Source organism: Sorangium sp. So ce1014, assembly GCF_051521505.1.
Lineage (GTDB): Bacteria > Myxococcota_A > Polyangia > Polyangiales > Polyangiaceae > Sorangium.
Genome location: NZ_CP150356.1, coordinates 5,921,909 through 5,946,339 on the forward strand (window position 1 = coordinate 5,921,909; position 24,431 = coordinate 5,946,339).

At 71.1% G+C, this 24,431-nt stretch carries 13 protein-coding genes and 1 pseudogene; 10 read left to right on the top strand and 4 right to left on the bottom strand.

The features are described 5' to 3' along the window. Nucleotides 1-7 precede the first annotated feature (7 nt). The 6 genes from WME75_RS22270 to WME75_RS22295 all read left to right on the top strand — a co-directional run bounded on the left by WME75_RS22270 (nt 8) and on the right by WME75_RS22295 (nt 10,562). Nucleotides 8-1,102 carry a tetratricopeptide repeat protein gene (locus WME75_RS22270; RefSeq protein ID WP_437494292.1) on the top strand — a complete coding sequence of 365 codons (1,095 nt, stop codon included), beginning with the start codon at nt 8-10 and terminating at the stop codon, nt 1,100-1,102. Between the two features lie 15 nt (nt 1,103-1,117). After that, complete coding sequence (locus tag WME75_RS22275; RefSeq protein WP_437494295.1) at nt 1,118-1,408, top strand: hypothetical protein; 291 nt, start codon at nt 1,118-1,120, stop codon at nt 1,406-1,408. Nucleotides 1,409-1,610: 202 nt separating this feature from the next. Next, entirely contained in the window at nt 1,611-2,702 is a 1,092-nt protein-coding gene (locus WME75_RS22280; RefSeq protein ID WP_437494298.1) for a tetratricopeptide repeat protein, read from the top strand. A 23-nt stretch (nt 2,703-2,725) separates the two neighbouring features. Further along, nucleotides 2,726-3,016, top strand: a complete 291-nt coding sequence (locus WME75_RS22285) for a hypothetical protein (protein WP_437494301.1) — start codon at nt 2,726-2,728, stop codon at nt 3,014-3,016. Nucleotides 3,017-3,055: 39 nt separating this feature from the next. Continuing rightward, on the top strand, nt 3,056-8,416 hold the full coding sequence (locus WME75_RS22290) for a trifunctional serine/threonine-protein kinase/ATP-binding protein/sensor histidine kinase (protein WP_437494305.1): 5,361 nt from the start codon (nt 3,056-3,058) through the stop codon (nt 8,414-8,416). Between the two features lie 166 nt (nt 8,417-8,582). Next, nucleotides 8,583-10,562 (top strand): protein kinase domain-containing protein, encoded by a 1,980-nt coding sequence (locus tag WME75_RS22295; protein ID WP_437494308.1) that lies wholly within the window; start codon nt 8,583-8,585, stop codon nt 10,560-10,562. Here WME75_RS22295 and WME75_RS22300 read toward each other — a convergent pair. The 4 genes and pseudogenes from WME75_RS22300 to WME75_RS22315 form a co-directional block, all read right to left on the bottom strand. Further along, a complete protein-coding gene (locus WME75_RS22300; RefSeq protein WP_437494311.1) occupies nt 10,505-12,022 on the bottom strand; it encodes a complex I subunit 4 family protein in 1,518 nt (505 codons plus the stop codon). The genes WME75_RS22295 and WME75_RS22300 overlap by 58 nt on opposite strands. Further along, on the bottom strand, nt 12,019-13,443 hold the full coding sequence (locus WME75_RS22305; protein ID WP_437494313.1) for a proton-conducting transporter transmembrane domain-containing protein: 1,425 nt from the start codon (nt 13,441-13,443) through the stop codon (nt 12,019-12,021). Before WME75_RS22305 ends, WME75_RS22300 begins: the two co-directional genes overlap by 4 nt. Next, nucleotides 13,433-16,579 (bottom strand): YbcC family protein, encoded by a 3,147-nt coding sequence (locus tag WME75_RS22310; protein WP_437494890.1) that lies wholly within the window; start codon nt 16,577-16,579, stop codon nt 13,433-13,435. The genes WME75_RS22305 and WME75_RS22310 overlap by 11 nt, the downstream gene beginning before the upstream one ends. A gap of 87 nt (nt 16,580-16,666) precedes the next feature. Further along, nucleotides 16,667-18,271: pseudogene (locus WME75_RS22315) on the bottom strand (SulP family inorganic anion transporter); the annotation flags it as partial. 533 nt (nt 18,272-18,804) lie between these two features. Between WME75_RS22315 and WME75_RS22320 the strand changes: the two are divergent. From WME75_RS22320 to WME75_RS22335, 4 genes are all read left to right on the top strand, one after another. Then, nucleotides 18,805-19,242, top strand: a complete 438-nt coding sequence (locus WME75_RS22320; RefSeq protein WP_437494315.1) for a CBS domain-containing protein — start codon at nt 18,805-18,807, stop codon at nt 19,240-19,242. Between the two features lie 241 nt (nt 19,243-19,483). After that, on the top strand, nt 19,484-19,717 hold the full coding sequence (locus tag WME75_RS22325) for an MbtH family protein (protein ID WP_437494317.1): 234 nt from the start codon (nt 19,484-19,486) through the stop codon (nt 19,715-19,717). Nucleotides 19,718-19,829: 112 nt separating this feature from the next. Further along, nucleotides 19,830-21,671, top strand: coding sequence for a nitroreductase (locus WME75_RS22330; protein WP_437494319.1), 1,842 nt, complete (start codon nt 19,830-19,832; stop codon nt 21,669-21,671). A gap of 14 nt (nt 21,672-21,685) precedes the next feature. Beyond that, the gene (locus tag WME75_RS22335; RefSeq protein WP_437494321.1) at nt 21,686-24,418 is read left to right on the top strand and encodes a protein kinase domain-containing protein; all 2,733 of its coding nucleotides are present in this window, start codon (nt 21,686-21,688) and stop codon (nt 24,416-24,418) included. Nucleotides 24,419-24,431 lie beyond the last annotated feature (13 nt).

Sequence of the window (24,431 nt, forward strand, 5' to 3'; positions counted from 1 at the left end):
GGAGCGCATGACAGACAAAGAACGCACGATGCGCAAGAGCCTCGCTCAGCAAGGCGAGGTGCACCGCAGGAACGGCGAGTACACCGCGGCGATCCAGCTCTTCACCGAGGCGATCGCGATCGACAGCGAGTACGCGTGGGCCTACGCTCACCGGGGCGCTGCGCGCGCGGCGATCGACGACTGGAAGCGCTGCTGCGAGGATTTCGAGGCGGCGTTGAAGCTGAAGCCCGATTACGGGTGGGCGTACGCGCGCTGGGGGGAAGCTCATCGGATGCATGCTAGCTACAGGCTGGGCAGGGCCGACACGCCCCCGGACTGGCGCGAGCAGCACGCGGTCATCGACCGCGGGATCGAGCTCCTCGAGCGAGCTGCCGAGCTGTCGCCGGGGAGCGCCTGGACCTTCGCCCACCGGGGCGCGGCGTACATGTACAAGTACTGGCTCGAGGTGATGCCCAGGCTGGTGCCGGCCCTGGAGCTGGACAACCGCCCGGCGCCGGAGGCGCAGAGCGGCAGCGACGCCGCGTCGCGAGCGCTGCGGGACCTCGACAAGGCCAGCGAGCTCAATCCGCGGTACGCGTGGGTCTTCGCGTTCAAGGCATGCGTCCTGGCGCTCATCGCGCGCGAGCAGCCCGATATGAAGCCCGGGCTTCTCGAGGCGCACGACTGCCTGCTCAAGTCGCTCGCGCTCGACGTCGACAAGCGGCTGCCAGTCCACCGCGCCGCCGCAAAGGCCCTGAGCTCCGCGGGGACTTTCCGTGAGTCCGTGGCCGCAGGGCTCAACGGCGTGGCGAAGGATCCGTCGGATGTCTTCTCGCGCTACTTCATCGCCGTCGGGCTCAAACACCTCGATGACCCCCTCGCGCCGGTGGTCATCGAGCACACCCGGAAGGTGCTCGAATCTACCAAGAGCGAGATCGACACGATGCTTCACGGACTGGACGTGCTCGAAGGCCGGGTGGGCGGCATGTCCATCGTGAGCGAGCGAAATAACCTGTCCGTCGAGGCCATCGCGCTCGTGGCCTTCGATCCCACGTGGAACGAACTCCACATGAAGCCGCTCTCGTCGCTCGAAACTCGAGAGCTCCAATCCAAGAACGACTGAACCACAGGAGGATTCATGGATCATCTCTTCGACCTGCTCACGGAACTGAGCATCGACCCCTTCAAGCAGACCGCGTTGGTGGCTGACCGGCAGGATGAGCTGCGCACCGACGAGGAGCGGGCCGCGCTGGAACAGCGGGGTTCGCCCGAGGTGCAGGCCGCGATCGCGGGAGGCGCGTGGACCCGATGCGCCGGTCTCCTGGATCCCGGCCCCGACCCGAGCGAGGACGAGGATCCCGACCACTCCGACCTCCGGGACGAGAGCCCCCACGCCTTCCAGGACGACCGGCGCCACGCGGCGCGGTGACCCGGCCGCCAGGAGCGCGGGCTCAGCCCACGCGCGCGGAGGTGAGCCAGTAAGTGAATGGAGAACGAATCCATGAGTTCCGGGGGGGATGGCTCTGTATCGCGCGGGCGGCCGTCGACCCGGACGTGCTGGAGCACATCGGCTGGGACGGCGACACCGCGCCCTGGGCGGCTCCAACGCTTGTGCACTGATGAGGGAGCGCATGACAGACAAAGAACGCACGAAGCTCAAGAGCCTCGCCCAGCAAGGCGAGGTGCACCGCACGAACGGCGAATACACAACGGCGATCCAGTGCTTCACCGACGCGCTCGCGATCGACGGCGAGTACGCATGGGCCTACGCTCACCGGGGCGCCGCCCACGCAGCCATCGACGACTGGAAGTGCTGCTGCGAAGATTTCGAGACCGCGCTGAAGTTGCAACCAGAATACGGCTGGGCCGTCGGGCACTGGGCGGAGGCCTTCAGGACCCACGCGATCTACAACATGTCCGGGCAGAGCTGGGCAGAGCAGCACAGCCTCGTGGACAGGTCGGTCGAGCTCTTCGATACGGCGATCACGCTCTCGCCGGGGAGCGCCTGGACCTTCGCCCACCGCGGCGCAGCGTACACATTCAAATACTGGCTCGACATGATGCCGAAGCTCGCGCCGAAGCTCGGCCTGGACGACGCGCACGTGGCGCCGCGCAGGGCGAGCTGCGGCGAGAGCGCCGCGGAGCGGGCGAGGGAGAGCTTCGATAGGGCGTGCCAGCTCAACCGGCGTTACGCCTGGGCGCACGCCTTCAAGGCGATCCTCCTCGGCCTCGTCGCGGGCGAGAGGCAGGGGGCGCCGAAGGATTTCGACGAGGCGCGCCAAGCCTTGCTCGAGGCGCTCCTGCTCGACGTCAACCAGCGGCTCGTGCTCGATCGCCCGCTCGCGACGCTCCTGCACAGCGCCGAACACTTCGAGCAGTCGGTCGCTGTCGGGACGTCCGGCCTTCAGAAGGATCCGGAGGATGTCGTCTCGCGCTATCTCGTCACCGTCGGGCTCAAGCGGCTTGGCGACCCGCTCGCGCCGGCGGTCATCCAGCAGACGCGAAGGCAGCTCGAGTTTGCCAGGTCCGAGATCCAGGTGATGCTCCTCGGGCTCGATCTGCTCGACAAGCCCGGCAGCGACGGCAAGGTGCTCGAGACGCTGTCGCGCGAGCGCCTGTCCGTCGAGGCCATCGGGCTCATCGCCTTCGACCCCACGTGGAGCGCTGTCCGCGCGGAGGCCGACGGCAGCACGACAGGCCCCGCCAAGCCCACAAAAGAGTGAGAGAGAGAGACAGAGGAGGATTCATGGATCGTCTTTTCAAGCGGCTCACCGAGCTGAGCGTCGACCCCTTCGAGCACGCCGCGTTCACGGCCGGCGGGCAGGACGCGGCGCTCACGGACGAGGAGCGCGCCGCGCTCGCGCGATCGCGCTCGCCCGATGCGCAGGCCGAGATCGCGGGCGGGGCGTGGAGCCGATGCGCCTGGATCGGTGACCCGGGTCCCGACCCCGACGAGGATCCCGACCCCCCGGGCCGAGAGGCGCAGGGGTCGCGGGCCGGCCATCGCCTCCCCGGCGGCGGTCGCGCGCGGCGCTGAGCAGGGAGAGGGTCGCCTAACCCGTCGTGGTGGAGAAGGATGATGGACATCTGCGGCTGTGAGATCATCGAGCGGCTCCGGGAGGGCGCCCGCTCGACCGCCTACCGTGCGAGGCGGCGTTCGGACGGGCTCCCTCTGGTGCTCAAGGTCCTGAAGGAGCAGAATCCGTCGCAGGCGCAGATCGCGTCGCTCCGCCACGAGCACGCGATCCTGAGCGATCTCAAGGACGTCGACGGCGTCGTGCGCAGCCACGGCGTCGAGGAGGACGGCGGGCGATATGCCCTCTTGATCGAGGACTTCGGCGGCACCTCGCTCAAGGCGATGAACGCCGCCGGGACGCTCTCGCTCGATCGGACGCTCGCGCTGGCCATCGACGTGGTGTGTGTCCTCGAGGCGATCCACCAGCGCCGCGTCGTCCACCGCGATCTCAACCTCTCCAACATCGTGATGAACCCGGCCGACGGGCGGGTGAAGGTGATCGATTTCGGCCTCGCCTCGGTGCTCCCGCAGGAGTCGACGTCGTTCACGAGCCCCGGAGGCCTCAAAGGCACGCTGGCGTACATGTCTCCAGAGCAGACGGGCCGGATGAACCGGTCTGTCGACTACCGGACAGACTACTACTCGCTCGGGGTGAGCCTTTACGAGCTGCTCACCGGCCGTCTCCCCTTCACGGCGGACGACGTGCTCGAGCTGGTGCACGCGCACATCGCGCGGCAGCCTCCCTCGCCGCGGGCGTCGAACCCGGCGATCCCCGAGGTCCTCGCGCAGATCGTGCTCAAGCTGATGGCGAAGAGCGCCGACGATCGCTACCAGTCCGCGCGCGGCATCCGCGCCGACCTCGCGGGCTGCCTCGAGAGGCTCCGCCAGCACGGCGCCGTCGATCCGTTCCCGATCGGGCGACACGACCGCTCCGAGCGGTTCCACCTGCCGCAGAAGCTGTACGGCCGCGACGCCGAGGTCCAGGCGCTCATGGCGGCGTTCGAGCGGGTCGACCAGGGCGCGGTGCTCATGCTCGTGTCCGGCTACTCCGGCGTCGGGAAATCAGCGCTCATCCACGAGGTGTACCGCCCGCTCACCGCGCGGCGCGGCGTCTTCATCGCCGGCAAGTTCGACCAGTACCGCGACGACGCCCCGCACGCCGCGCTGGCGCAGGCCCTCCACGCGCTTGTCGAGCAGCTCCTCACCGAGAGCGAGGACCGCCTCGCGGCGTTCCGCGCGCGGGTGCGCGAGGCGCTGGGAGCGGGAGCGCGGGTCCTCATCGACGCGTGCCCGAGCCTCGAGCTCGTGCTCGGGCCGCAGCCCGAGGTGCCGGTCCTGCCGCCCACCGAGGCGCGCCAGCGCTTCAACCAGACGGTGCGCGATCTGGTCGCGGCCATCGCCACGCCGGAGCAGCCGCTCTGCATCTTCTTCGACGACCTCCAGTGGGCCAACCTCGACGCCTTGAAGCTGCTGGAGGAGCTGCTCAACGCCGCGCAGGATCTGCCGCTCTTCTTGATCGGCTCCTACCGGGACAACGAGGTCACCGACGTCCATCCCCTCTCGCTGACGGTCCGGGAGATCGCGGCGCGCGGCGCGCGCGTCGAGCGGCTCTCGCTCGCGCCGCTGGGGCTCGACCCCATGAAAGAGATGGTCGGCGACGCGCTCGGCGCCTCGCCCGAGGAGGCCGCCCCGCTCGCCGATCTCCTGCTCTCGCGCACCGCGGGCAATCCGTTCTTCGTGCGCGCGTTCCTGAGCTCGCTGTACGCCGATGGGCTGATCGAGCGCAGCGCCGACGGCTTCCGGTGGGACCTGGACCGCATCCGGCAGCGCGGGATCACCGACAACGTCGTCGAGCTCATGGTGGCCCGCGTGCGGAAGCTCTCGCCCGCGGCGCAGGACCTGCTCAAGGTGGCGGGCTGCCTCGGCGGTATGTTCGACCTCGGCACGCTCGCGATCGCGGCGGAGCGGCCGGTGGAGGAGGTCGGACGCGACCTGTGGAGCGCGGCCGCAGAGGGGCTCTTGATCCCGATGGATCAGGTCAGCTCCGCCGTGCAGATGGGGGCGGCGGGGCCAGGCCTCCGCTGTCGGTTCGCGCACGACCGCATCCAGCAGGCCGTCGTCTCGCTGCTGGACGAGGAGGCGGGGCCGCGCCTGCGCCGGGACGTCGGCAGGAGGCTCCTCGGGCGCTCGAGCGCGGAGGAGTCGGCCGGCCGGCTGTTCGACATCGTGGGGCTGCTCAACCAGGGGCGAGCGGCGATCGAGCAGCGCGAGGAGATCATCGATCTCGCGCGTCTCAATCTGCAGGCGGCGCGGAGGGCGCTCCAGGCCGGCGCGGGGCAGCAGGCGCAGGTCTACGGTCAGGCGGGCATCGCGCTCCTCGGCGCCCAGGACTGGAGCGCGCACTACGAGCTCGCCCGCGACATCCACCTCGCCGCGGCCGAGGCCGCGTTCTCCCTGGGCGACTTCGAGGCGACGCAGACGCTGTGCGAGGTCGTCCGGCCGAGGGCCGCGAGCGCGCTCGACGAGGTGAAGCTCCTCGACCTGGAGGGGCACGCCCTCTACTCGCAGCAGCGGCTCGCCGACGCGATGCGGGTATACCTCGAGGCGCTCGGGCGGCTCGGCGTCGAGATGCCGAAGAGCGCGGCTGCCGAGGACGTCGAGCGGGAGCTCGCCCTGACGGCGGAGGCGCTCGGCGACCGGCCGGTCGAGGAGCTCGCCGAGCTGCCGGAGTGCAGCGATCCGGCGGACCTGGCGAGGATGGCCCTCCTCAACCACGTGATCAACATCGCCGTGATCACGGGGGCGAGGCTGCTCTCGATCGCGGTCTGCCGGCTCGTCCGGATGTCGCTGCGCTGCGGGGGCGCGCCGCAATCCCCCTTCGGGTACGCCTACTACGGCTTCCTCCTCCTCTCCCGGGACGAGCTCGATCGGGCCTACCGCTTCGGCCGGCTGGCGCTGCGGCTCGCAGATCGGTTGAGCGACAAGGGGTCTCGCGCGCACACCTATCTCTATAGCGGCTTCATGGTCATTCACGTGAAGACGCCGCTCCACGAGCTCTCGCCGCTGTTCTCGGACGCCTATCGCTTCGCGCTGGAGGCCGGCACGCCGTACCAGGCCGCCAACGCGGGGGTGACGGTCTGCATGACGCGGCTGCTCGCCGGCGTCGACCTCGGGACGCTCGCCGCCGACATGGAGCAGTACGCGCACGGGATCGCGAAGCTCCACCAAACCATGGTCCTCGGCTGGATGCAGATCTACCAGCAGACCGTGCACGACCTGCGCGGCAAGTCCTCCGATCAGGTCGTGCTCGCCGGCCCCGTGTACGTCGAGGCCGAGCGGGTCCCGCAGCAGCGCGCGGCCGGCGACATCGGGGCGATGTTCAACTACCATTTCTGCAAGACGCTGCTCTGCTACGTGTTCGGCGAGCACGAGCAGGCCGCGGCGACCGCGGAGGCCGCCGCGCCCTACGCCGCCATCGTCGAGCGGTCGACGTCGGCCGCCCCGTGGATGCTGCTCGAGTCGCTCGCCCACCTCGCGGTCCACGACCACGCCGACGAGCCCGCGCGCGAGCGCATCGGCGCGCTCGTGGAGCGGAACATCGCCAAGCTCGAGACGTGGCGCGAGCACTGCCCGGCCACCTACGAGCACAAGCTGCTCCTCATCCGCGCCGAGCGCGCGCGTGTGCTCGGCCAGGACGACGCCGCCCGCGACGCCTTCGAGCGCGGCGCGGAGCTCGCGGTGAAGAGCGGCTACCAGCACGAGGCGGCCATCGCCCACGAGCTCGCCGGGCGCTTCTACCTCGCGCGGGGCGACCAGAAGCTCGCGCGGCAGCACCTGCGCGACGCGCACGAGGGCTACCTGCGCTGGGGCGCGGTCGCCAAGGCGAAGGCGCTGGAGAAGCAGCACCCGGGGCTCGTGCCGCACGTCGCCTCCGGCATCCTCGCGGCCTCGAAGTTCTCGGAGACGGCCGGTCGCGAGCTCGATTTCAGCGTCCTCGACCTGATCAGCGTCCTCAACGCCTCGCAGGACCTCTCGCGCGAGATCGAGCTCGACCGCCTCCTCGCCCGGCTGATGCAGATCCTCCTGGAGACGAGCGGCGCCGATGTCGGGTACCTGCTCCTCGAGCAAGGCGGCCAGTGGGTGGTGGAGGGCGAGAAGTCCGTCGATGAGGACGCCAAGGTCCTCCGGTCGATCCCGATAGCCGATCTCGCGCCCCGGGGGCGCCGGGGTCTGCCCACCTCGATCGTCTATTACGTCGCGCGCACGCAGGAGAGCGTCGTGCTCGACGACGCCGCCGCGAACCCCCGCTTCGGGCGCGACCCCCACATCGCCGAGCACGCGGTCGGCTCGGTGCTCTGCTTCCCGCTCGGCCGCCCGGGAGGCCGGCGCGGCATCGTCTACCTCGAGAACAGCCTGGTCAAAGGCGCCTTCACCCCGGCCCGCATGCGCATCCTGCAGATGCTCTCGACGCAGGCGGTCATCTCGCTCGAGAACGCCGCGCTCTACAACACCCTGGAGCAACGGGTCCAGGCGCGCACAAGAGAGCTGCAGGTGAAGAACGAGGAGCTCGCGGCCACCCTGAAGCGCCTGCGCGAGGCCCAGGACCGCATGATCGTGCAAGACCGGCTCGCCTCGCTCGGCTCGCTCACGGCCGGCATCGCCCACGAGCTCCGGAATCCGCTCAACTTCGTCAACAACTTCGCCGAGCTCTCGGCCCGCCTCATCGACGACATCGGCGGTGACATATCGACCCTCGCCCGGGGGCTCGACGACGGCCGCGAAGAGTACCTCACCGAGGCGCTCGGCGACCTGACGAGCAGCGTGAAGAAGATCGGCGAGCACGGCCAGCGCATGGAGGGCATCATCCGCTCGATGCTCGACCACTCGCGGGGTGAGCGCGGAGAGCGCCAGGAGGTCGACTTCAACACGCTCGTGACGACCTACGTCAACATCGGTTATCACGGCGCCCGCGCGCGCGCCTCGTCGGCCGAGATCGCGATCGAGCTCGACCTCTCCCCTTCCATCGGCCAGGTGAGCCTCGTCCCCCAGGAGATCAGCCGCGTGGTCATCAACCTCGTCGACAACGCCTGCTACGCCGTGCGGCGGAGAGACCCGGCGCGCGGACAGGAGTCCTCCCCCCGTATCCGGGTCACGACACGCGATCTCGGCGATCGTGTCGAGCTGCGTGTCCATGACAACGGCGTCGGCATCCCGGCGGCGATCCGGGACAGGATCATGAACCCCTTCTTCACGACGAAGCCGCCGGGCGAGGGCACGGGGCTCGGGCTCTCGATCTGTCATAACATCGTCGTCGAGGGCACCGGGGGCACCCTGACCTTCGAGACGGAAGAAGGGGAGTTCACCGAGTTCATCGTGACGCTCCCGAAGCGCGTGCCCGGCCCGGAGCTCGGCGCTGTGTAGGCGCCCTGACCGGACCACCGCGCGGACGCTACAGCGATCTTCCCGCGCCGAGCGCAATGGAGCGGAATGGAGCGCAATGGAGCGCAATGGAAGATGAAGGCTGCAGGGCAGCGCGCGCGCTGCTCCATTGACGCCCGTATGCCACGGCTGTAACATGCGGCCCGCCATGGCAGAACCCATCATCGCCGAGAAGTACATGCTGATACGGCATATCGGCGGCGGCGGCATGGGGCAGATCTGGGAGACGGAGGACTTGCGCCTCCAGCGGCGCGTCGCGCTCAAGCTGATGAGCGCCGAACACGTGCAGTCGCCGGAGTCGCGCGCCCGCTTCGAGCGCGAGGCCACGGCGATTGCGCAGCTCCGCAATCAGCACGTCGTGCACATCTACGATTACGGGATCGACCGCGGGATCGACGAGGAGCGGCCGTACATCGCGATGGAGCTGCTCGAGGGCGAGGATCTCCAGCGCCGCCTCGATCACGTGAGGCGGCTCCCGCTCCGGGCGGTCGCGTCGATCGTGACGCAGGCGGCGCGGGGCCTCGCGGCCGCGCACGCGGCGGGCATCGTGCACCGCGACCTGAAGCCCGGGAACGTCTTCCTCGCCCGGACCGAGGCCGATGAGGTCGTGAAGCTCCTCGACTTCGGCGTGGTCACCATGCTGTCGAGGACCGACGATCTGCGCCTCACCGGCGGCGGCGGCCTCATCGGCACGCCGACGTACATGAGCCCGGAGCAGATGCGCGGCTCCCTCGTGGACCACCGGAGCGACCTCTGGTCGCTGGGCGTCCTCGCCTACTGCGCGCTCACCGGCGAGCTGCCGTTCGCGGCGCAGACGCTCGCCGCCCTGGTCATGGGCATCTGCACGGAGCCCTTCCCTCCTCCGTCGAGCCTCGTCCCCGAGCTGTCGCCAGAGCTCGACCGGTTCTTCGAGCGCGCGCTGGCCAAGGACCCGACCCAGCGCTTCCGGTCGGCGCGCGAGATGGCGGCCGCGTTCGCCGCGCTCGCCGCCGGCAACGAGCGGCGCCCGGCCAAGATCCTGATCGCCGACGACGAGCCTGACGTCTCCACCCTCATCAAGCAGTGCTTTCGTCGCCAGATCCGCGAGGGCATCTACAACTTCGTCTTCGCCGAGGACGGCGAGGGCGCCCTCGCCGCGCTCCGCAGCCACCCCGACATCGACGTCATCCTCACCGACATCAACATGCCCCGCATGGATGGTCTCACGCTGCTCGCCCACATCGGCGATGTGACCCCGCACGCGCGGGCGGTGGTCGTGTCCGCCTATGGCGACATGCAGAACATCCGCACCGCCATGAACCGGGGCGCGTTCGATTTCCTGGTGAAGCCCATCGCGCTCAACGATCTCGAGCTCACGATCGAGAAGACGCTGAAGCAGGTGCGCGAGCTGCGCGACAACAGCCGCTCGAACCGGGAGAACGACCTCCTGCGCACGTTCGCGAGCCCGCTCGCCGTCGAGCGGCTCCGCAGCCCCGACGGCTTCGGGGCGTGCGAGGTCGCCGAGGGCACCGTCGCCTTCCTCGATCTGGCCGGCTTCCACGACGCGGTCCGGGGCAAGCGCGCGGAGGAGACGGTGCGGATGCTGAACGCGAACCTCGATGTCATCGCGCTCGAGCTCTCGATGCGGGGTGGGATGGTCGACAGGTTCCTGGGCGACTGCGTCATGGCCCTCTTCCGCGGCCCCGATCACGTCGCGCGCGCGCTCGACGCCTGCCTTGTCGTGCGCGCGCAGCTCGAGACGCTGGCGCGCCGCGCCGGGGAGACGTCGGCCTTCGTCCCCGGCATCTCCATCGGCGTGGCGACAGGCGAGCTCATCATCGCCGAGGTCGGCTCGAGGTCCTGCCGCCGGCTCGACTGCACGGTGCTCGGCGAGGTCGTGAGCGTCGCCGCCCAGCTACAGGCCGCGGCCGAGCGGAATCAGATCCTCGTGAGCGGAGACGTCCACGCCAAGGCCGCCGGCTTTCAGTGCGCGCCGCGCGGGCAGCGCGCCTTCGTGGGCGCCACGGGGCCCGTCGAGGTCTTCGAGATCCTCGGCCGCGCGACCGCGGCGCAGGGGGCCGCCGCGGGCGCTCAGGGCGACATCCCCACGCTCGAGATCCGCTCCAGCCGAGCGACGTCGGCCTCCTGAGCGCTGCGCCCGAGGACCCGCTTCACCACCGGCTCGTGCAGCGCGAGCAGCCGCGACGGCGCGACGCCCAGGGCCACGGTCAGCGCCAGGATCGACAGCAAGACGGCCCGCTCGCGGAACAGGAGCGCGGAGATCGCCGCGCCGCTCGCCCGGCCGCGCGGGATCGGGCCCAGGAAGGTGCGCTGGAACGCGCGGAACATCGTGATCCCGTTGAGCGCCGTCGCCCCGAGCATCAGCACCGCGAGCACCGGGTGCACGTGCAGGATCCCGTGCAGGAGGAGATCCTCGCCGATGAACGTCAGCGCCCCCGGGAACCCGATCGTCGCGCACGCGAGCAGCAAGAAGAAGGCGGCCATGCGCGGCGTCTTCGCCACGAGGCCGCCGAGCTCCGCCATGTCCGCCGTGCCCGTGCGCGCCTCGATCGCCCAGACGACCATCGTCACCCCGGTGACGGCGATCGACAGCGCGAAGCTCTGGAGCAACGCGCCGCTCAGGCTCTGCGGGTTCATCGACGCGATCCCGAGGAGAACGAGCCCCTTCTGGCTCGCCACGAGGTAGCCGATCATCCGGCGGAGATCCGTCTGCGTGAGCGCCAGGATCGCGCCGTGCAGGGCGCTGAAGAGCCCCAGCGCGGCGAGGATCGGCATGTCCTCGGCGCAGCTCTCCGGCAGGAGCGGCGCCACGACGCGCACGAGGACGCACAGGCCGACCTGCATCTCGGCGAGCAGGACGGTCACGCCGAGCGGCCCCCGCTCGAGCAGCACGGGCAGCCAGCCGTGGAACGGCACGGCGGCCATGCGCATCAGCACCGAGATGCCGACGAGCGCGAACAGCGGCGACTGCCATTCCTCGGGGATGCCGGCGCGGGCGACCTCCTGGAGGTCGAACGGCAGCGCCACGCCGCGGCGCGCGGCGAGCGCGGCCATGATGCCGAGCGCGACGACGAGCGGCGCCGTGCCGCCGATCAGGAAGATGCGGTAGGTGCGCCGCAGGAGCTTGTCGGCCGCGCCCCTCCTGGCGATCAGGCGCGCGCCCGGCAGGAACGCGGCGACCCACGCCACCGCGAGCAACGCGAGGTCGGAGGCGCAGTAGACGCCGAGGATGGCGCTGCCCGTGGTGAGCAGCGCCGTGAGGTTCTGCCGCTCGAGCGCGGCGCGCGGCCCCGCGGCGATCAGGGCGAGCAGCATGAAGCCGAGCAGCGGGAACAGGGTGGCGGTGAAGCCGTCGAGGCCGAGGCGGAGGCGCACGCCGAGGAGCGGCACCGCGGGGCCGATCGCGTCGACCGCGACGCCGCCGGCGGCGTGGAACAGCGCGAGCGACACGAGCGAGAGCCCCAGGGTGAGCGCGGCGCCGGCGAGGGCCACGCGGCGCGCGGCCTCGTCGCTGCGCGCGCGGGAGACGGCCAGCGCGGCGAGCGCGGGCGCGAGCACGGTCGCCGAGAGGAGCAGGAACATGCTCATGAGCGCGCCCCCTTCGCGCTGGGCGCCGAGGCCCCCGCGCCCGCGCGCTCGCCGCGAGCGCCCGCCTCGTCCGCGTCGCCCGCCTCGCGCTCGGCGAGGCCGCTCAGCGCCGCGACCCAGCGGCGCTCGAAGCCGTCGATCGCCTGCCCGAGGCGCATGAGCGGCGCGGCGATGAGCCGCTGCTGCAGCGCCTCCAGGTGGAAGCGCTCGAGGGAGAGCCAGTACACGCGCCGCACGAGCGACGCCGGCAGCACGCGGGCGGCGATCCCGAGGTGCGGCAGCGGCTCGCCGGCGTGCGCGGCCCGGATCTCCTGCGCGTCGCGGAGCGCCGAGGGCGCGCGCAGCATCTGCAGGCACCGCAGGCACGCGTGCGCGAAGAGGTGCACAAGCGCGAGCCGGTAGTACCCGAGCCCGATCTCCACGAACATGATCCCGACCTGCGACATCGTCGCGTACGCGAGCGCGCTCTTCACGTCCGGCTGCGCCCGGCCCACGAGCGTCCCGTAGGCGGCCGTGAGCGCCCCGACGCCGGCCACCGCCGCGCTCGCCACGGGCGAGCGCTCGAGCAGCGGGGCCGCGCGCAGCATCAAGTACACGCCCGCGTGGATCGAGATCGCCCCGTAGAAGAGCGCGCTCGACGGCGTCGGCCCCTCCATCGCGCGCGGAAGCCAGCTGCCGACGGGGAACAGCGCGCTCTTGCCCATCGCGGCGAGGAACAGGCACAGCGCGAGCGCCGTGGCGGCGGAGGCGCTGATCGCGGCGGCGGGCCCGGGCCACGCGGCGCCGCCGAACACCTCGGCGAAATGGGAGGAGCCCGAGATCTCGTGCATCAGCACCAGGGCCACGAGCAGCCCCACGTCGCAGAGCCGGTAGGTGATGTAGACGCGCAGCGCCGCCCGCGCCGGCGCCGCGCGCTCGTGGAAGAAGGCCACGAGGAGCACGCTCGTCGCGCCGACGAGCTCCCAGCCGGCGAAGAGCAGGTCGATGCTCCCCGCGGACACGAGCGCCAGCATGCCCGTCGAGAACAGGGCGAGGAGCAGGAAGAACCGCGCGAACCCCGCCTCGCGATGCAGGTACGCGACCGAGAACCTGCCGGCGATGAGCGCGATGAGCGAGACGAGCACCATCATCGTCGTCGACAGCCGGTCGACGAGCAGGACGATGTCGAACGAGTAGCCCGAGGCCTCGAACCAGCGCCCGAGCTCCACCGAGAGGAAGGCGTGGGGCGCCATGATCGACGAGCCCCAGACGACGAGCGAGGCGGCGAGCGAGAGCGAGAGGGCCGACAGCACGACGCCCGACACGACGCGCTCGCCCGGCGTGCGCAGCAGGAGCAGGTAGGCGCCGAGCGCGGCGAACGCGAGCGCCGGCGAGAGCACGGCGACCGCGGCGAGCTTGCCGAGGAGGAGGTCAGGCAGCATGGGAAGCGATCTCCGGCGAGGGCCGCGGAGGCGCGGCGGCGGCGTGGACGATGGCGGGCGGGAGGAAGCCGCGCTGGCCCGCGTACCAGTCGGCGGACCGCTGGACCGTGGGCAGAGGGCGCTCCGGGGGCGTGAACGGCGCGAAGGCGCCGCGGGCGAGGTGCGCGATCTGGCCCGTCGCCGGATCGACGCAGACGAGCTGGATCCAGCCGTTGAAGATGAGCTCGCGGAGCGAGGGCTGCCGCGCGCAGATCGCCGCGGCCGTCTCCGTGCTCGCCTCCACGATGACGAGCAGGCGCACCGGCTCGTGGATCTCGATCATCTGCTTGGGCAGGCCGGTGCGCAGATCGCTCAGCGAGCCGTCCATGACGCCGAGCAGCGAGGCGAGGTTGTGCGGGAGCTTGGTCCCGGCGCCGTAGCGGAGGTTGTCGACGCGGGAGAAGTAGTACTCGAGGTTGATCCCCGCCCCGACAGGGCCGGCGGAGAGCAGGACGCGCTCGAGGATCGCGCCGGAGGGGTCCTGGTCCGGGTCGTACGAGACGAGGAACGCCCGGCGGTCGAGGAACAGCCCGCGGGTGAGCTGGCGGTGGCCGACCACGCAGACGGCGTTCGTGGCGTGGCCGAGCTCGGGCCGGGCCTCGCTGAGGTCCACGGCGCGCGCCTCGACGTGCGCGAGCGCCCGCTCGGGGCTCAGGCGCTCCGAGGCCGACGCGAAGCGACGGCAGCGCTCGTGCGCGTGGCGCTTGCGCGCCTCGCCGAGGGCGTCGATGAGCGCCGCGATCTCGCCGCGGTGCGACGCCGGCGCGAGGTGCTCGTCGTAGAAGACGATCTCCTCCGTCGTCGTGTTGTTCATCCCGCCGAGGAAGAAGGTCCGGTCCGGGATGTCGATGCCGCGCGCGGCCAGGAGCGCGCGCACCTCCCGGTCGTTGGCCATGGCGGCGAACAGCCGCGCGTTCGGGCCGCCGTGCCGGCCGCCGCACGCGCCGCAGTCGTACGCGGACTGGTGCGGGTTGTTCACGCTGGCCGCGCCGTGGCCGAGCACCGCCACGATCGGCGCGAAGCCCCGGGTGAGCCCCATGCTCTCGAGCGTCGCCGCCACCCTGGCGGCCTTCTCGGAGGCCGTGAACGGCGCCCCTCCGCTGCCGGCCGGCTCCCCGTCCTCGTGCGGGCTGCGGAGGTGGGTCGGCACCGCCGGCAGGAGGCGGCGCTCGAGCGCGCGGCGCAGCCGCGCGGCCCCCCTCGGGAAGAGGATGCGCCCGACGAGCGGGATCGTGGAGAGCAGCCCGAGGGTCGGCGTGAGCAAGAGGCCGCGCGAGAGGGTCCGCGTCCCGTGCCCGAGCGCATGGACGAGGCGCGCCCAGCGCCTGCGGCGCCCCTTCCGGAGCAGCCCGCCGTCCTCCTCGCGGGGCCGCTCGACGATCTCGTGCGCCGGCTCGACGCCGACGGGGCACAGGCTCACGTGGCCGGCGTCGTCGAGCCCGCGGTACCGGATCGGCACGCCGAAGAACCCGGCGAAGCCGAGGGTCTCGTGCCGCGGCGAGAGCTCCTCGAAATGCCGCCGGAGGCCCTCGCAGCGATCGTCGATGCAGAGCACGACCTGGAACCGAGGATCCACGACCGCGCGCTCGTCCGCCGGGCGCCGCAGGTTCGCCGCGATGCCGTGCAGCACCTCGACCCGGTGGTGACGCTCGTAGGCCTCGTGCAGGAGGCGCCGCCGCGCCACCTCGTCGAGCGCCTCGAGCGCCTCGAGCGCCCAGATGCGGTCCGCCGCCGGGAGCGGCTGGATCTCTGCGACCGAGAGCCCCGCGAGCTGCGCGAGCTGGAACAGGCGGAACGGCCGATCGCAATCGGGCGAGCGTCGCGGCGGCTCGGCGTGCCTCGCGGCGCGCCGGGCGTGCTCGACGAGCCCCGCGAGCGGCCCCTCGAACCCGAGCCTCCGGCGCGCCACGTCGCGCAGGGCGTACCGGGCGAGGGTCAGGCGCACCGCGAGGTACTCGAGCAGCGACGCGGGCGGCGAGCCCTGCGGCCGGTCGCCCGGGGTGTGCTCGAGGCGGTGGATCAAGCCCGCCCAGCCCGGCAGCTCGAGCAGAACGCGCGTCACGTAGCCTTCCCATCGGTCCTCCGCGACGCCGAGCTCGCGCAGGGCGGCGACGACGATGGCGGCGGGCGGCGCGCTCGCGCCGAGCCGGCGGAGCTCCGCGCCGAGCCCGGCGAGGTGCGCGCCGGCCGGCGTCGATCCCTCCAGCACGAGGCCGCGGAACGCGCGAAAGAGCCCCCGCGCGCGGTCTGGCATCGCCCAGTGCGCGACGCCCTCGTCGAGGTAGGCGCCGAGGAGCCGGATGAAGAGCGGGTCGATGAGCTCGGCCGGATCTTCCCCCGTGAGCGCGAGCAGCAGATCGCGGTGCGATCGATCGACCCCCACGCGGTCGGCGAGCGGTCGGTCGGCGGGCGGCGCGGGCGGCGCGGGCGGCAGCGGCACGCTGCGGCACGCCTCCCAGAGGGCGAGCGCGGCGCGGGACTCCGGGTCGCGGCCGCCCTGATCGAGGAGGCGCGCCGCGGCGTCGGGGCGGTCGGCGAGCCAGCGCTCGGTCTTGACGATGAGGCGGCGGTACGGCTCGGTCGGGAGGTCGGGCCGGAGCCTGCGCGTCTCTCCCGCCTCGGCGATGCGCCACCGGAGCCCCGCCTCGGTGACGGTCTCGATGCCGAAGCGCAGCGCGAGGCGCTCGATCTCGTTCCGTGACAGCGGGCGTCGGCGCTCGTCGGGCCTCTCGGCGAAGCGCTCGGCGAGCGCCGCCTCGATGTCCTGGTCGTCGATCCGACCTGACGCGATGTGCGCGCGGTACTCCGCCTCGGAGAGGAACGGTTCTGCCTCGAACAGCGCGCTCGCCGTGGCGAGCGCGTCGTGGAACGGCAGGTGCTGGAACGCGTGCAGCGTGTTGTGGTGGACGAACACGCCGATGGGCCCCTGCGCTGGCAGGAAGTGACCGGCGTGCTGGAGGAGGGTGCGCAGGCGCTCTTCTGGAGCTTCGTCTGCGCCGGACTTCGACGTTGGCTCGTTCATGTCAATCGTACGATGGTGATTATCCCTCCAGATGCGCTGCGCGCACGCGGATCTTTCGCGTATCTCGTCGCGCATCTCGCCCGCACCGTGCGGGCTCGACGGCTCCTCCTTGTCATCCTCCTCATCATCCTGCGCCCGCGAAGGCGGCTTCTCCTTCCGCTTCCGCTTCCGCGCAGAGAGTGGGTGCGAGGACATCGGGCCGTGGTCGTCGAGGCCTGAGAGCGTCAGCGCCCGCCCCTCGCGCGCGAGGCTGGCCTTGAGATCGTGCAGGTTGGCCATGACCGTGTGATCGACAAGACCGGTGTCGGCGAGATCGATCTCGATGGCAGGGGCGCCCGGGTGCCGCGCGAGCCTCCGCTTGATCGAGAGGTAATTGCTGAAGACGGCCGCCTGCTTGACGCGCAGCACGACCCGCCCGCCGTCGACGTGCTCCTCGAGACCGGGCCGGAAGAGGTTGCGGAGCGGCGCGCCGTTGAGCACGTGGATGAGCATCTCCACGGCGATGCCGGCCGCGACCCCCACGAGCAGATCGGTCGCGAGGGTGATCGCGGCGGTGGCGACGAAGACCACGAGCTGCTCCTTGCCGATGCGGAACGTCTTCACGAGCTCCCCGGGAGACGCGAGGCGGATGCCCGTGAACGTCAGCATCGCGGCGAGCGCGGCGAGGGGGATCCGGTGGATGAGCCCCGGCGCGAAGGCGACGAAGAGCAGGAGGAAGGCGCCGTGGAAGAAGTTCGAGAGCCGGCTCCTCGCGCCGTAGCCGAGGTTGGCGGAGCTGCGGACGATCTCCGAGATCATGGGCAGCCCGCCGAGCAGGCCCGCGACGAGGTTGCCGAGGCCGGTGGCGAGCAGGTCCTTGTCGAGGTCAGGGCGGCGCCGCTCGGGATCGAGAGAGCTGACCGCCTTGGTGGACAGCAGCGACTCGATGCTTCCCACCATGGCGAACATCAGGACGTACTTGATGGACGCGGACGAGGTGACCAGGCTGAAGTCCGGGAAGGCGATCGCCTGCGCCAGGCTCCCCGGCAGGTTGACGAGGAACTGCGGCCCGATCGTGTAGATCGAGCCCGTCATCGGGAGCGTGTACGTGTGCTCGTGCTCCAGGTCGAAGGCGAGCGCGAGCGGCATCGAGGCCGCGAGCACGAGGAGCGGCGCGGGGATCTTCTGCATCCATCGCGATCTCCTGGCGAGCGCCGGGTATCCGAACAGGAGGACGAGCGACAGGACGCCTATCAGGGCGATCTCGGGGTTCAGCCGGAGGACGCTCGCCGGGATCTCCAGCAGCAGCTGGAGCGGCGCTCTGGCGGTCGGGGTGACGCCGAGGAGCGTGTGAATCTGCTTCGAGCAGATGATGATCCCGATGGCCGCGAGCATGCCGTGCACCACCGAGGAGGGGAAGAGATCGCCGAGGGTGCCGGCGCGCGCGAGCGCGAAGGCGATCTGCACCACGGCGGCGACGACGATGCAGGCGAGCGCGCGGCGGTAGCCTGTCGCGTTGTCCCCGCCGCCGAGCTCCTGCACCGCGCCGAGCGCGATGACGATGAGCCCCGCGGCCGGGCCCTTGATGGTGAGCGGCGCGCTGCCGAGCCAGGTGGCGACCACGCCGCCGATGACGGCGGTGAGCACGCCTGCGATGGGGGGAAATCCGCTCGCCATGGCGATGCCAAGCGAGAGCGGTAGAGCGATCAAGAAGACGAGGAATCCTGAGACGAGATCGCTCTTCCACGTCAAGGGGTCTGATGCTGGTGGATCCGGGATCTTCGACATGGGCTTGGTGGTATTCGACCTTCGGGCGCGCGGGCAGGACGTGAGTCCCGCAGCCGCTGCGCCGACCGCTGGTACGTTGTCGTCCAGGCTCGTCCAGGTTCGTCGCTCACGTGGCCAGCGCGCCAGCGAGCCATCCAAGATGGCTCGCCTCCACGCCGGTCTCTCCGCGGCGGACCTCGGATGAACTTGGGCGACGCGGTACTAGGAAACGAGGTGGACGGTTTCCAGTCCCGGGTCCGACGAAGTTTCAGAAATGTTTCTGGAGGCACCCACGTCCAACTATTCCGTTACCAACGCATCGACGCGCCGTGATCGCACGACCCCGTTGCACGTGCTGGTGGACGGGAGGCCGCCGCGCGCCCTCAGCACGGCCGCCCCCTCCCCGGTCCGCGACCCACGTTGAGGCGAGCGCGGCCGTGGAGCGCGAGAAGCCAGGCTTTCAGGTGAAAAGAAGCCGAAAAATCTGCGCGCATCCCGGTCCCACCGCTCGATTTCTTGTCATGCTTCCGACTGGGTCTGGGAAGGAGGCAACGATGGACAGCGTCGGCGAAATCCTCAGCAGGAAGGGTCGGAACGTCTACACCATCTCGCCGGAGGCGACAGTCGTCGAGGCCGTGCAGTCGATGTGCGCGCGACACGTGGGCGCGCTGCTCGTGAGCATCGACGGGGCCCCGAGCGGCATCATCAGCGAGCGGGACGTGATGACGCGGGTGATCTTGGCCCGGCGCGATCCGGCGACGACCCCGGTCGCCGGGGTGATGACCTGCGAGGTCGTCTGCGTCGAGCCGAGCACGACGACGCGGCAGGCCATGGCGGTCATGACCGAGCGGCGCTGCCGTCACCTGCCGGTGGTCCAGGACGGGCGGGTGGTCGGGATGATCTCGATCGGCGATCTCGTGCACTGGGCGAGCCGCGAACAAGAGGCCGAGATCAAGATGCTGACCGAGTACGTGCAGGGGGTCTACAGCTGAGCGCCCCGGGTGGCCGCCTTGCATGATCTCGGCTGGCGGCCCGGACAGGGGAGTCGATCCACCGTCCATCGGTCCGCCGGCACCATGTCAGGACATGGGCATTGACCCCGGCATGACGCCGTATCGGGCCGGAGACGGCCTGATCCTGCGATCCGCGCTCCGAGATTCGGGCTCGCCTGCGCGAGCGCCGAGGTTATGGTGCGACCCCGCAGCGCAATCGGGCCGACCCTCGGAGGTGAAGATGAGCCAGGAAGAGCGACAGGACGCAGCCACCTATCGCGTCGTCGTCGATCACGAGAAGCAGTACACCGTCTGTCCGGTCGAGCGCGCGATCCCGCGCGGGTCGCGGGAGGCCGGCAAGCAGGGCTCCATCATGGAGTGCCTCGCTTATATCGAGCAGGCATGGGCCTTACCGATCCATCGAGAACGACACATTCAGCCCGGAATACCCGTGCAGCGCGAGGCTGGAACCTGATGGCGCCCCCCGCCGAGCTCATCTTGAAAGACAGGGGACCCAGCGGAAGAGCTCGCTCGGTCCGGTAGCGGCGCCCCGGGCCGCTGCTACCCTGTGCCCGCTGAGCGGCCCCATGTCCAGAAGCCCCGTCGAGCGCGCGCTCTCGTATCACACGCGCACAAAGCATCACCTGAGGCGTTATGCCCGCTCCCTGGGCCACCTGGACTGGAGCACGCAGCCCGATCCATTCCGCACCTTCGAGGGCGCTCCGGAGGTCCTCTTGCCGCTCCGCGCCGGCGGGGTCGCCGCGTCGTACAGGGACCTCTACCGCCCCGGCGCGGTGCCGCCCGCCGCGGTCGAGCTCGGATCGATCGCGGCCCTCTTCGAGCTCTCCCTCGGCCTCTCCGCGTGGAAGGAATACCGAGGCTCGCGCTGGGCGCTCCGGTGCAACCCCTCGAGCGGCAATCTCCACCCGACCGAGGGATACCTGCTCTCGGCGGGCGCCCCCGGCCTACCTGCGGGCCTCTATCATTACGTGAGCCGCGACCACAAGCTCGAGCGCCGGTCCACGCTGGACGCCGGAGCCTCCCGCGCGCTCTCGGAGCTCCTCCCCGCCGGCGGCTTCCTCGTGGGGCTGAGCTCTGTCCACTGGCGCGAGGCGTGGAAGTACGGCGAGCGCGCGTTCCGCTATTGCCAGCACGACGCAGGTCACGCCATCGCCGCCGTCCGCTATGCCGCGGCCGCGCTCGGCTGGTCCGCCGTGCTGCTCGACGACCTCGGCGATCCCGAGCTGTCCGCGCTGCTCGGCCTCGATCGGGACGCGGACTTCGCGGGGATCGCGGCGGCGGATCGCGAGCACCCGGACGCCGCGCTGCTCGTCGTGCCCGCCGCGCCGCTGCGCCGGGAGGAGGCGCTCGCCGCCGCCCGCGCGGCCTCCGCGCGCGCCGCCGGGCTGACGCGCCTCGCCGGCGAGGGCGCGTGGGCCGGACGGGCGAACGCCCTGAGCCCGAGCCACGTCGACTGGGACGTCATCGAGGACGTCGCCGAGGCCACCTGCAAGGCCCACACGGAGGAGCCGGCCGCCGTCCTGGAGAGCGCGCTGCCCCCGCTGCCTGACGGCGGCGGCGGCGCCCTGGCGTCCGAGATCATCCGGACGCGGCGGAGCGCCTCCGCCTTCGACGGCCTCACGTCGATCGGCGCCGAGACGTTCTACGCCATGCTCGACCACCTCCTCCCCCGCCCCGGCGTGCCCCCGTGGGACGCGCTCCCGTGGGCGCCGCGGGTGCACGCTGTCGTCTTCGTGCACCGCGTCCGCGGCCTCGCCCCGGGCCTCTACGCGCTGGAGCGGTCCGAGGCCGCGCACGAGGGGCTGAGGGCCGCGCTCGCGCACCCCTTCGCGTGGGAGAAGCCGGAGGGGTGTCCGGATCACCTGCGGCTCTATCGCCTCTCCGAGGCCGATCTCCGGAGCGCCGCGCAGATCGTGAGCTGTCATCAGGAGATCGCCGCCGACGGCGCGTTCAGCCTCGGGATGGTCGCCGACCTCGGCGCCACGCTCCGGGAGCGCGGCGCGCCGTGGTACCGCCGGCTCTTCTGGGAGGCCGGCGTCCTCGGCCACGCGCTGTACCTCGAGGCCGAGGCCGCGCGGGACAGCGGCGGCCGGGTGCGCGCGACAGGCATCGGCTGCTACTTCGACGATGTGTTTCACGAGCTGTGCGGCATCGCCGGCGACGACTTCCAGAGCCTCTATCACTTCACCGTCGGCGGCCCCGTCGAGGACACGCGCCTGACGACGCTCGCCCCTTACGAGCACCTCGAGAGCGCACGGCTCCCCGCGTCCCCTTCCCCGGCGCACCGCCCACAGGAATCGACTCAACCCGCTCAGACCGTCGCCCCTGTGGCCGGGGCCGGCGACGTTGACAGGGATATCGGTCTTTGCTCCTATGGCCAATCCACTCGGAGCGGCGCGCGCGTCTGAGAACGGCCGGGGGCATGGTGGGCACGGGTCAAGACATCTCGGACGCGGAGCCGACCCAGACGGCGATCATGGGCAAGTACCGGCCGATCGCGAAGCTCGGCCGCGGTGGGATGGGGGACGTGTTCCTGGCGAGCGCGCGGGGGCCGGGGTCGTTCAACAAGCTCGTCGTCGTCAAGCGCCACCGCGGCGTGGGCGGAGACGGCGAGAAGGTCGTCGCCATGTTCCTCGACGAGGCGAAGCTGTCGGCGCGCCTCAACCACCCCAACATCGTCCAGACCTACGAGGTCGGCATGGACGAGGCCGGCTACTTCACCGTGATGGAGTATCTGGAGGGCCAGCCGCTCAGCGGGATCATGAAGGCGGTGGCCCAGGGAGAGCCGGGCGCGGCAGGCTTCAAGCGCGGCGTCTGGGTCCGGATCGTGGCCGACCTGCTGAGCGGCCTCCATCACGCGCACGAGCTCTGCGATTACGACGGCACGCCGCTCGGCATCGTCCACCGCGACGTCTCCCCGCACAACATCTTCGTCACGTACGACGGCGCGGTGAAGCTCCTCGACTTCGGCATCGCCAAGGCGTCCATCAACACGAACCACACCGAGACCGGGAAGCTGAAGGGCAAGACGTCCTACATGGCGCCCGAGCAGGCCGTCGACAGCGCGAGGATCGACCGGCGGGCCGACATCTTCGTGGCCGGGATCGTGCTCTGGGAGCTCCTCACGCGGGAGCGACTCTTCGGCGGCGACGCCGTGAGCGCGCTCTGGAAGCTGGCGGCCGTGGACGAGATCCAGCGGCCCTCGCTCGTTCACCCGGACATCCCGCCGGCGCTCGACGCCATCGTCGCGAGGGCGCTCGATCGCGACCCGGCGAAGCGGTTCGCGACCGCGCAGGAGATGCGCGCGGCGCTCGAGGACTACCTGCATGGGGCGGGCGAGGACGCCGGCTCGGACGAGATCGGCGCCACGATGCTGGGCATGTTCGCGGAGCGCCGCGCCAGCATGCAACAGCAGGTCAAGACGTACATCGAGCAGAGCTCGATCCGTCCGAGCGCGCTCCTCTCACCCCGCCTCTCCTGCACGAGCTCGATCGAGGGCGCAGACGGAGGGCGTCTCCTGGCCATGCCCCCCCTCGATGAGGAGCTCGGGCAGAGGACCCCTGGGCCGCCTGGCCAGAGGCGCGCCACGTCCGACTCGACGAGCCTCAAGTCGACCCTCTCCACGACCGCCACGCCTCAGCAGCGCAGCTACCTGATCGGGGCGATCGGCGTGGCCGCCCTGGTCGCCGCGGTGGCGATCTCCGCACGCCGCCCGGAGGGACAGGCGCGCTCGGCCGGCTCCGGGGCGGCCGTGCTCGCCGGGTCGACCGCTGCCGTGTCCACCGCGGCCGCGGGCGCCGGCTGCACAGGGGCGCTCCGCATCCGGATCACGACGGGCGAAACAGGGCCGACCGCCGACGTCGCGCCAGCGTACAAATACGGAGTCTACGACTACCTGCGTCACCTCAACGACAGTCAGGGAGGGCTCCGCGGCTGTCCCATCGACGTCGACATGAAGGACGCGCAGTACGACCCGGCCATGACGGAGGAGGCCATCGAGGCGTGGCGGCGGGAGCCGGAGTGGAGCGAGGTCTCCACGCTGTTCATCTTCGGCACCGGGCCGACCACCCGCGTCGCGCCGAAGCTCGCGGAGGAGAAGAAGCTCATCATCCCCGGGTCGTACGCCGGCTCGCTGGCCACGCCGGTGCCGATCTCGGCGGACGTGCGCTACGCCGAGTTCAACGCTCTCGGACACAGCCTCTCGGCGACCGAGCACAAGACGAGCCCCGGCTATCCGTACATCTTTTTCCCGGCCACGGACTACTCGACCGGGATCCGCATCGGGATGAAGGCCGCCTGGAAGATCGCGCCCGGGCGCATCGCGATGGTGCATGACACCATCGACAGGTGTCTTTACTGCGTCGACCCGCTCGCCGCGGGCAAATCGTACGTGGAGCACCTGCCTGGCATGCTGCTCGGCGAGGATCTCCTCGTTCCTCAGACGTCCTCCCCCGAGGACGAGGGGCTCATCGTCGACGCGGTGGCCCGCTACGTGAAAAGAGAGATCGAGAAGAAGAAGGCGGACCCGTCCTACGTCCCGGCGAGCTGGTTCTGGGCCGGCAACACCGTCCTCTCTTCGGCCTTCGTCGGGAGGGGGGCCGCCGCCGCGCAGCGGCTCGTCGATCGGGCGTTCCCGGGGAAGGAGCGCTGGCAGCTGCGCGTGATGGCGAACAACTGGGGCATCGGCGAGCGGACGCTGTCGCTCTGCGGGGCCGACTGCGCTGGCATCTTCTACGGCCTGTTCCCCGTCCCGATCTACGGTGACACCCAGCATTCGAGCGGGATGGCGGAGATGCTGCGGATCCACCGGGCGTACCGGGAGAAGGACGACCACCCGCTCGACCGGTATCAGGACCAGTTCTACGTCCAGGGCCACGCGGCGGCGCTCATGTGGCGCAAGGCCGTCGAGCGGGCCGTCGACGCGGGGCACGAGCGGCCGACGGGAGAGGACCTGAAGGACGCGCTCGAGTCGTTCCAGAACGTGGTGCTCGACGGGATGACGGCCGGGCCGATCTCGTTCAGCCCGACCGACCATCGACCTCAGTCGAACGAGTCGGTGTACGCGATCCGCGCGAGCGGGGATGCGGGGGGCGTGGCGTTCCGGTTCGTGGACTACTATTCCATCGAGCTCGATTCGAAGTGGCGTGGCTACTGAGCCGAGCCGGCGG

Bases quoted from the DNA above. Each gene is read 5' to 3' on its own strand.
- WME75_RS22270 (WP_437494292.1), top strand. From the start codon at position 8: ATGACAGACAAAGAACGCACGATGCGCAAGAGCCTCGCTCAGCAAGGC.
- WME75_RS22275 (WP_437494295.1), top strand. From the start codon at position 1,118: ATGGATCATCTCTTCGACCTGCTCACGGAACTGAGCATCGACCCCTTC.
- WME75_RS22280 (WP_437494298.1), top strand. From the start codon at position 1,611: ATGACAGACAAAGAACGCACGAAGCTCAAGAGCCTCGCCCAGCAAGGC.
- WME75_RS22285 (WP_437494301.1), top strand. From the start codon at position 2,726: ATGGATCGTCTTTTCAAGCGGCTCACCGAGCTGAGCGTCGACCCCTTC.
- WME75_RS22290 (WP_437494305.1), top strand. From the start codon at position 3,056: ATGATGGACATCTGCGGCTGTGAGATCATCGAGCGGCTCCGGGAGGGC.
- WME75_RS22295 (WP_437494308.1), top strand. From the start codon at position 8,583: ATGGCAGAACCCATCATCGCCGAGAAGTACATGCTGATACGGCATATC.
- WME75_RS22300 (WP_437494311.1), bottom strand. From the start codon at position 12,022: ATGAGCATGTTCCTGCTCCTCTCGGCGACCGTGCTCGCGCCCGCGCTC.
- WME75_RS22305 (WP_437494313.1), bottom strand. From the start codon at position 13,443: ATGCTGCCTGACCTCCTCCTCGGCAAGCTCGCCGCGGTCGCCGTGCTC.
- WME75_RS22310 (WP_437494890.1), bottom strand. From the start codon at position 16,579: ATGCGCGACGAGATACGCGAAAGATCCGCGTGCGCGCAGCGCATCTGG.
- WME75_RS22320 (WP_437494315.1), top strand. From the start codon at position 18,805: ATGGACAGCGTCGGCGAAATCCTCAGCAGGAAGGGTCGGAACGTCTAC.
- WME75_RS22325 (WP_437494317.1), top strand. From the start codon at position 19,484: ATGAGCCAGGAAGAGCGACAGGACGCAGCCACCTATCGCGTCGTCGTC.
- WME75_RS22330 (WP_437494319.1), top strand. From the start codon at position 19,830: ATGTCCAGAAGCCCCGTCGAGCGCGCGCTCTCGTATCACACGCGCACA.
- WME75_RS22335 (WP_437494321.1), top strand. From the start codon at position 21,686: ATGGTGGGCACGGGTCAAGACATCTCGGACGCGGAGCCGACCCAGACG.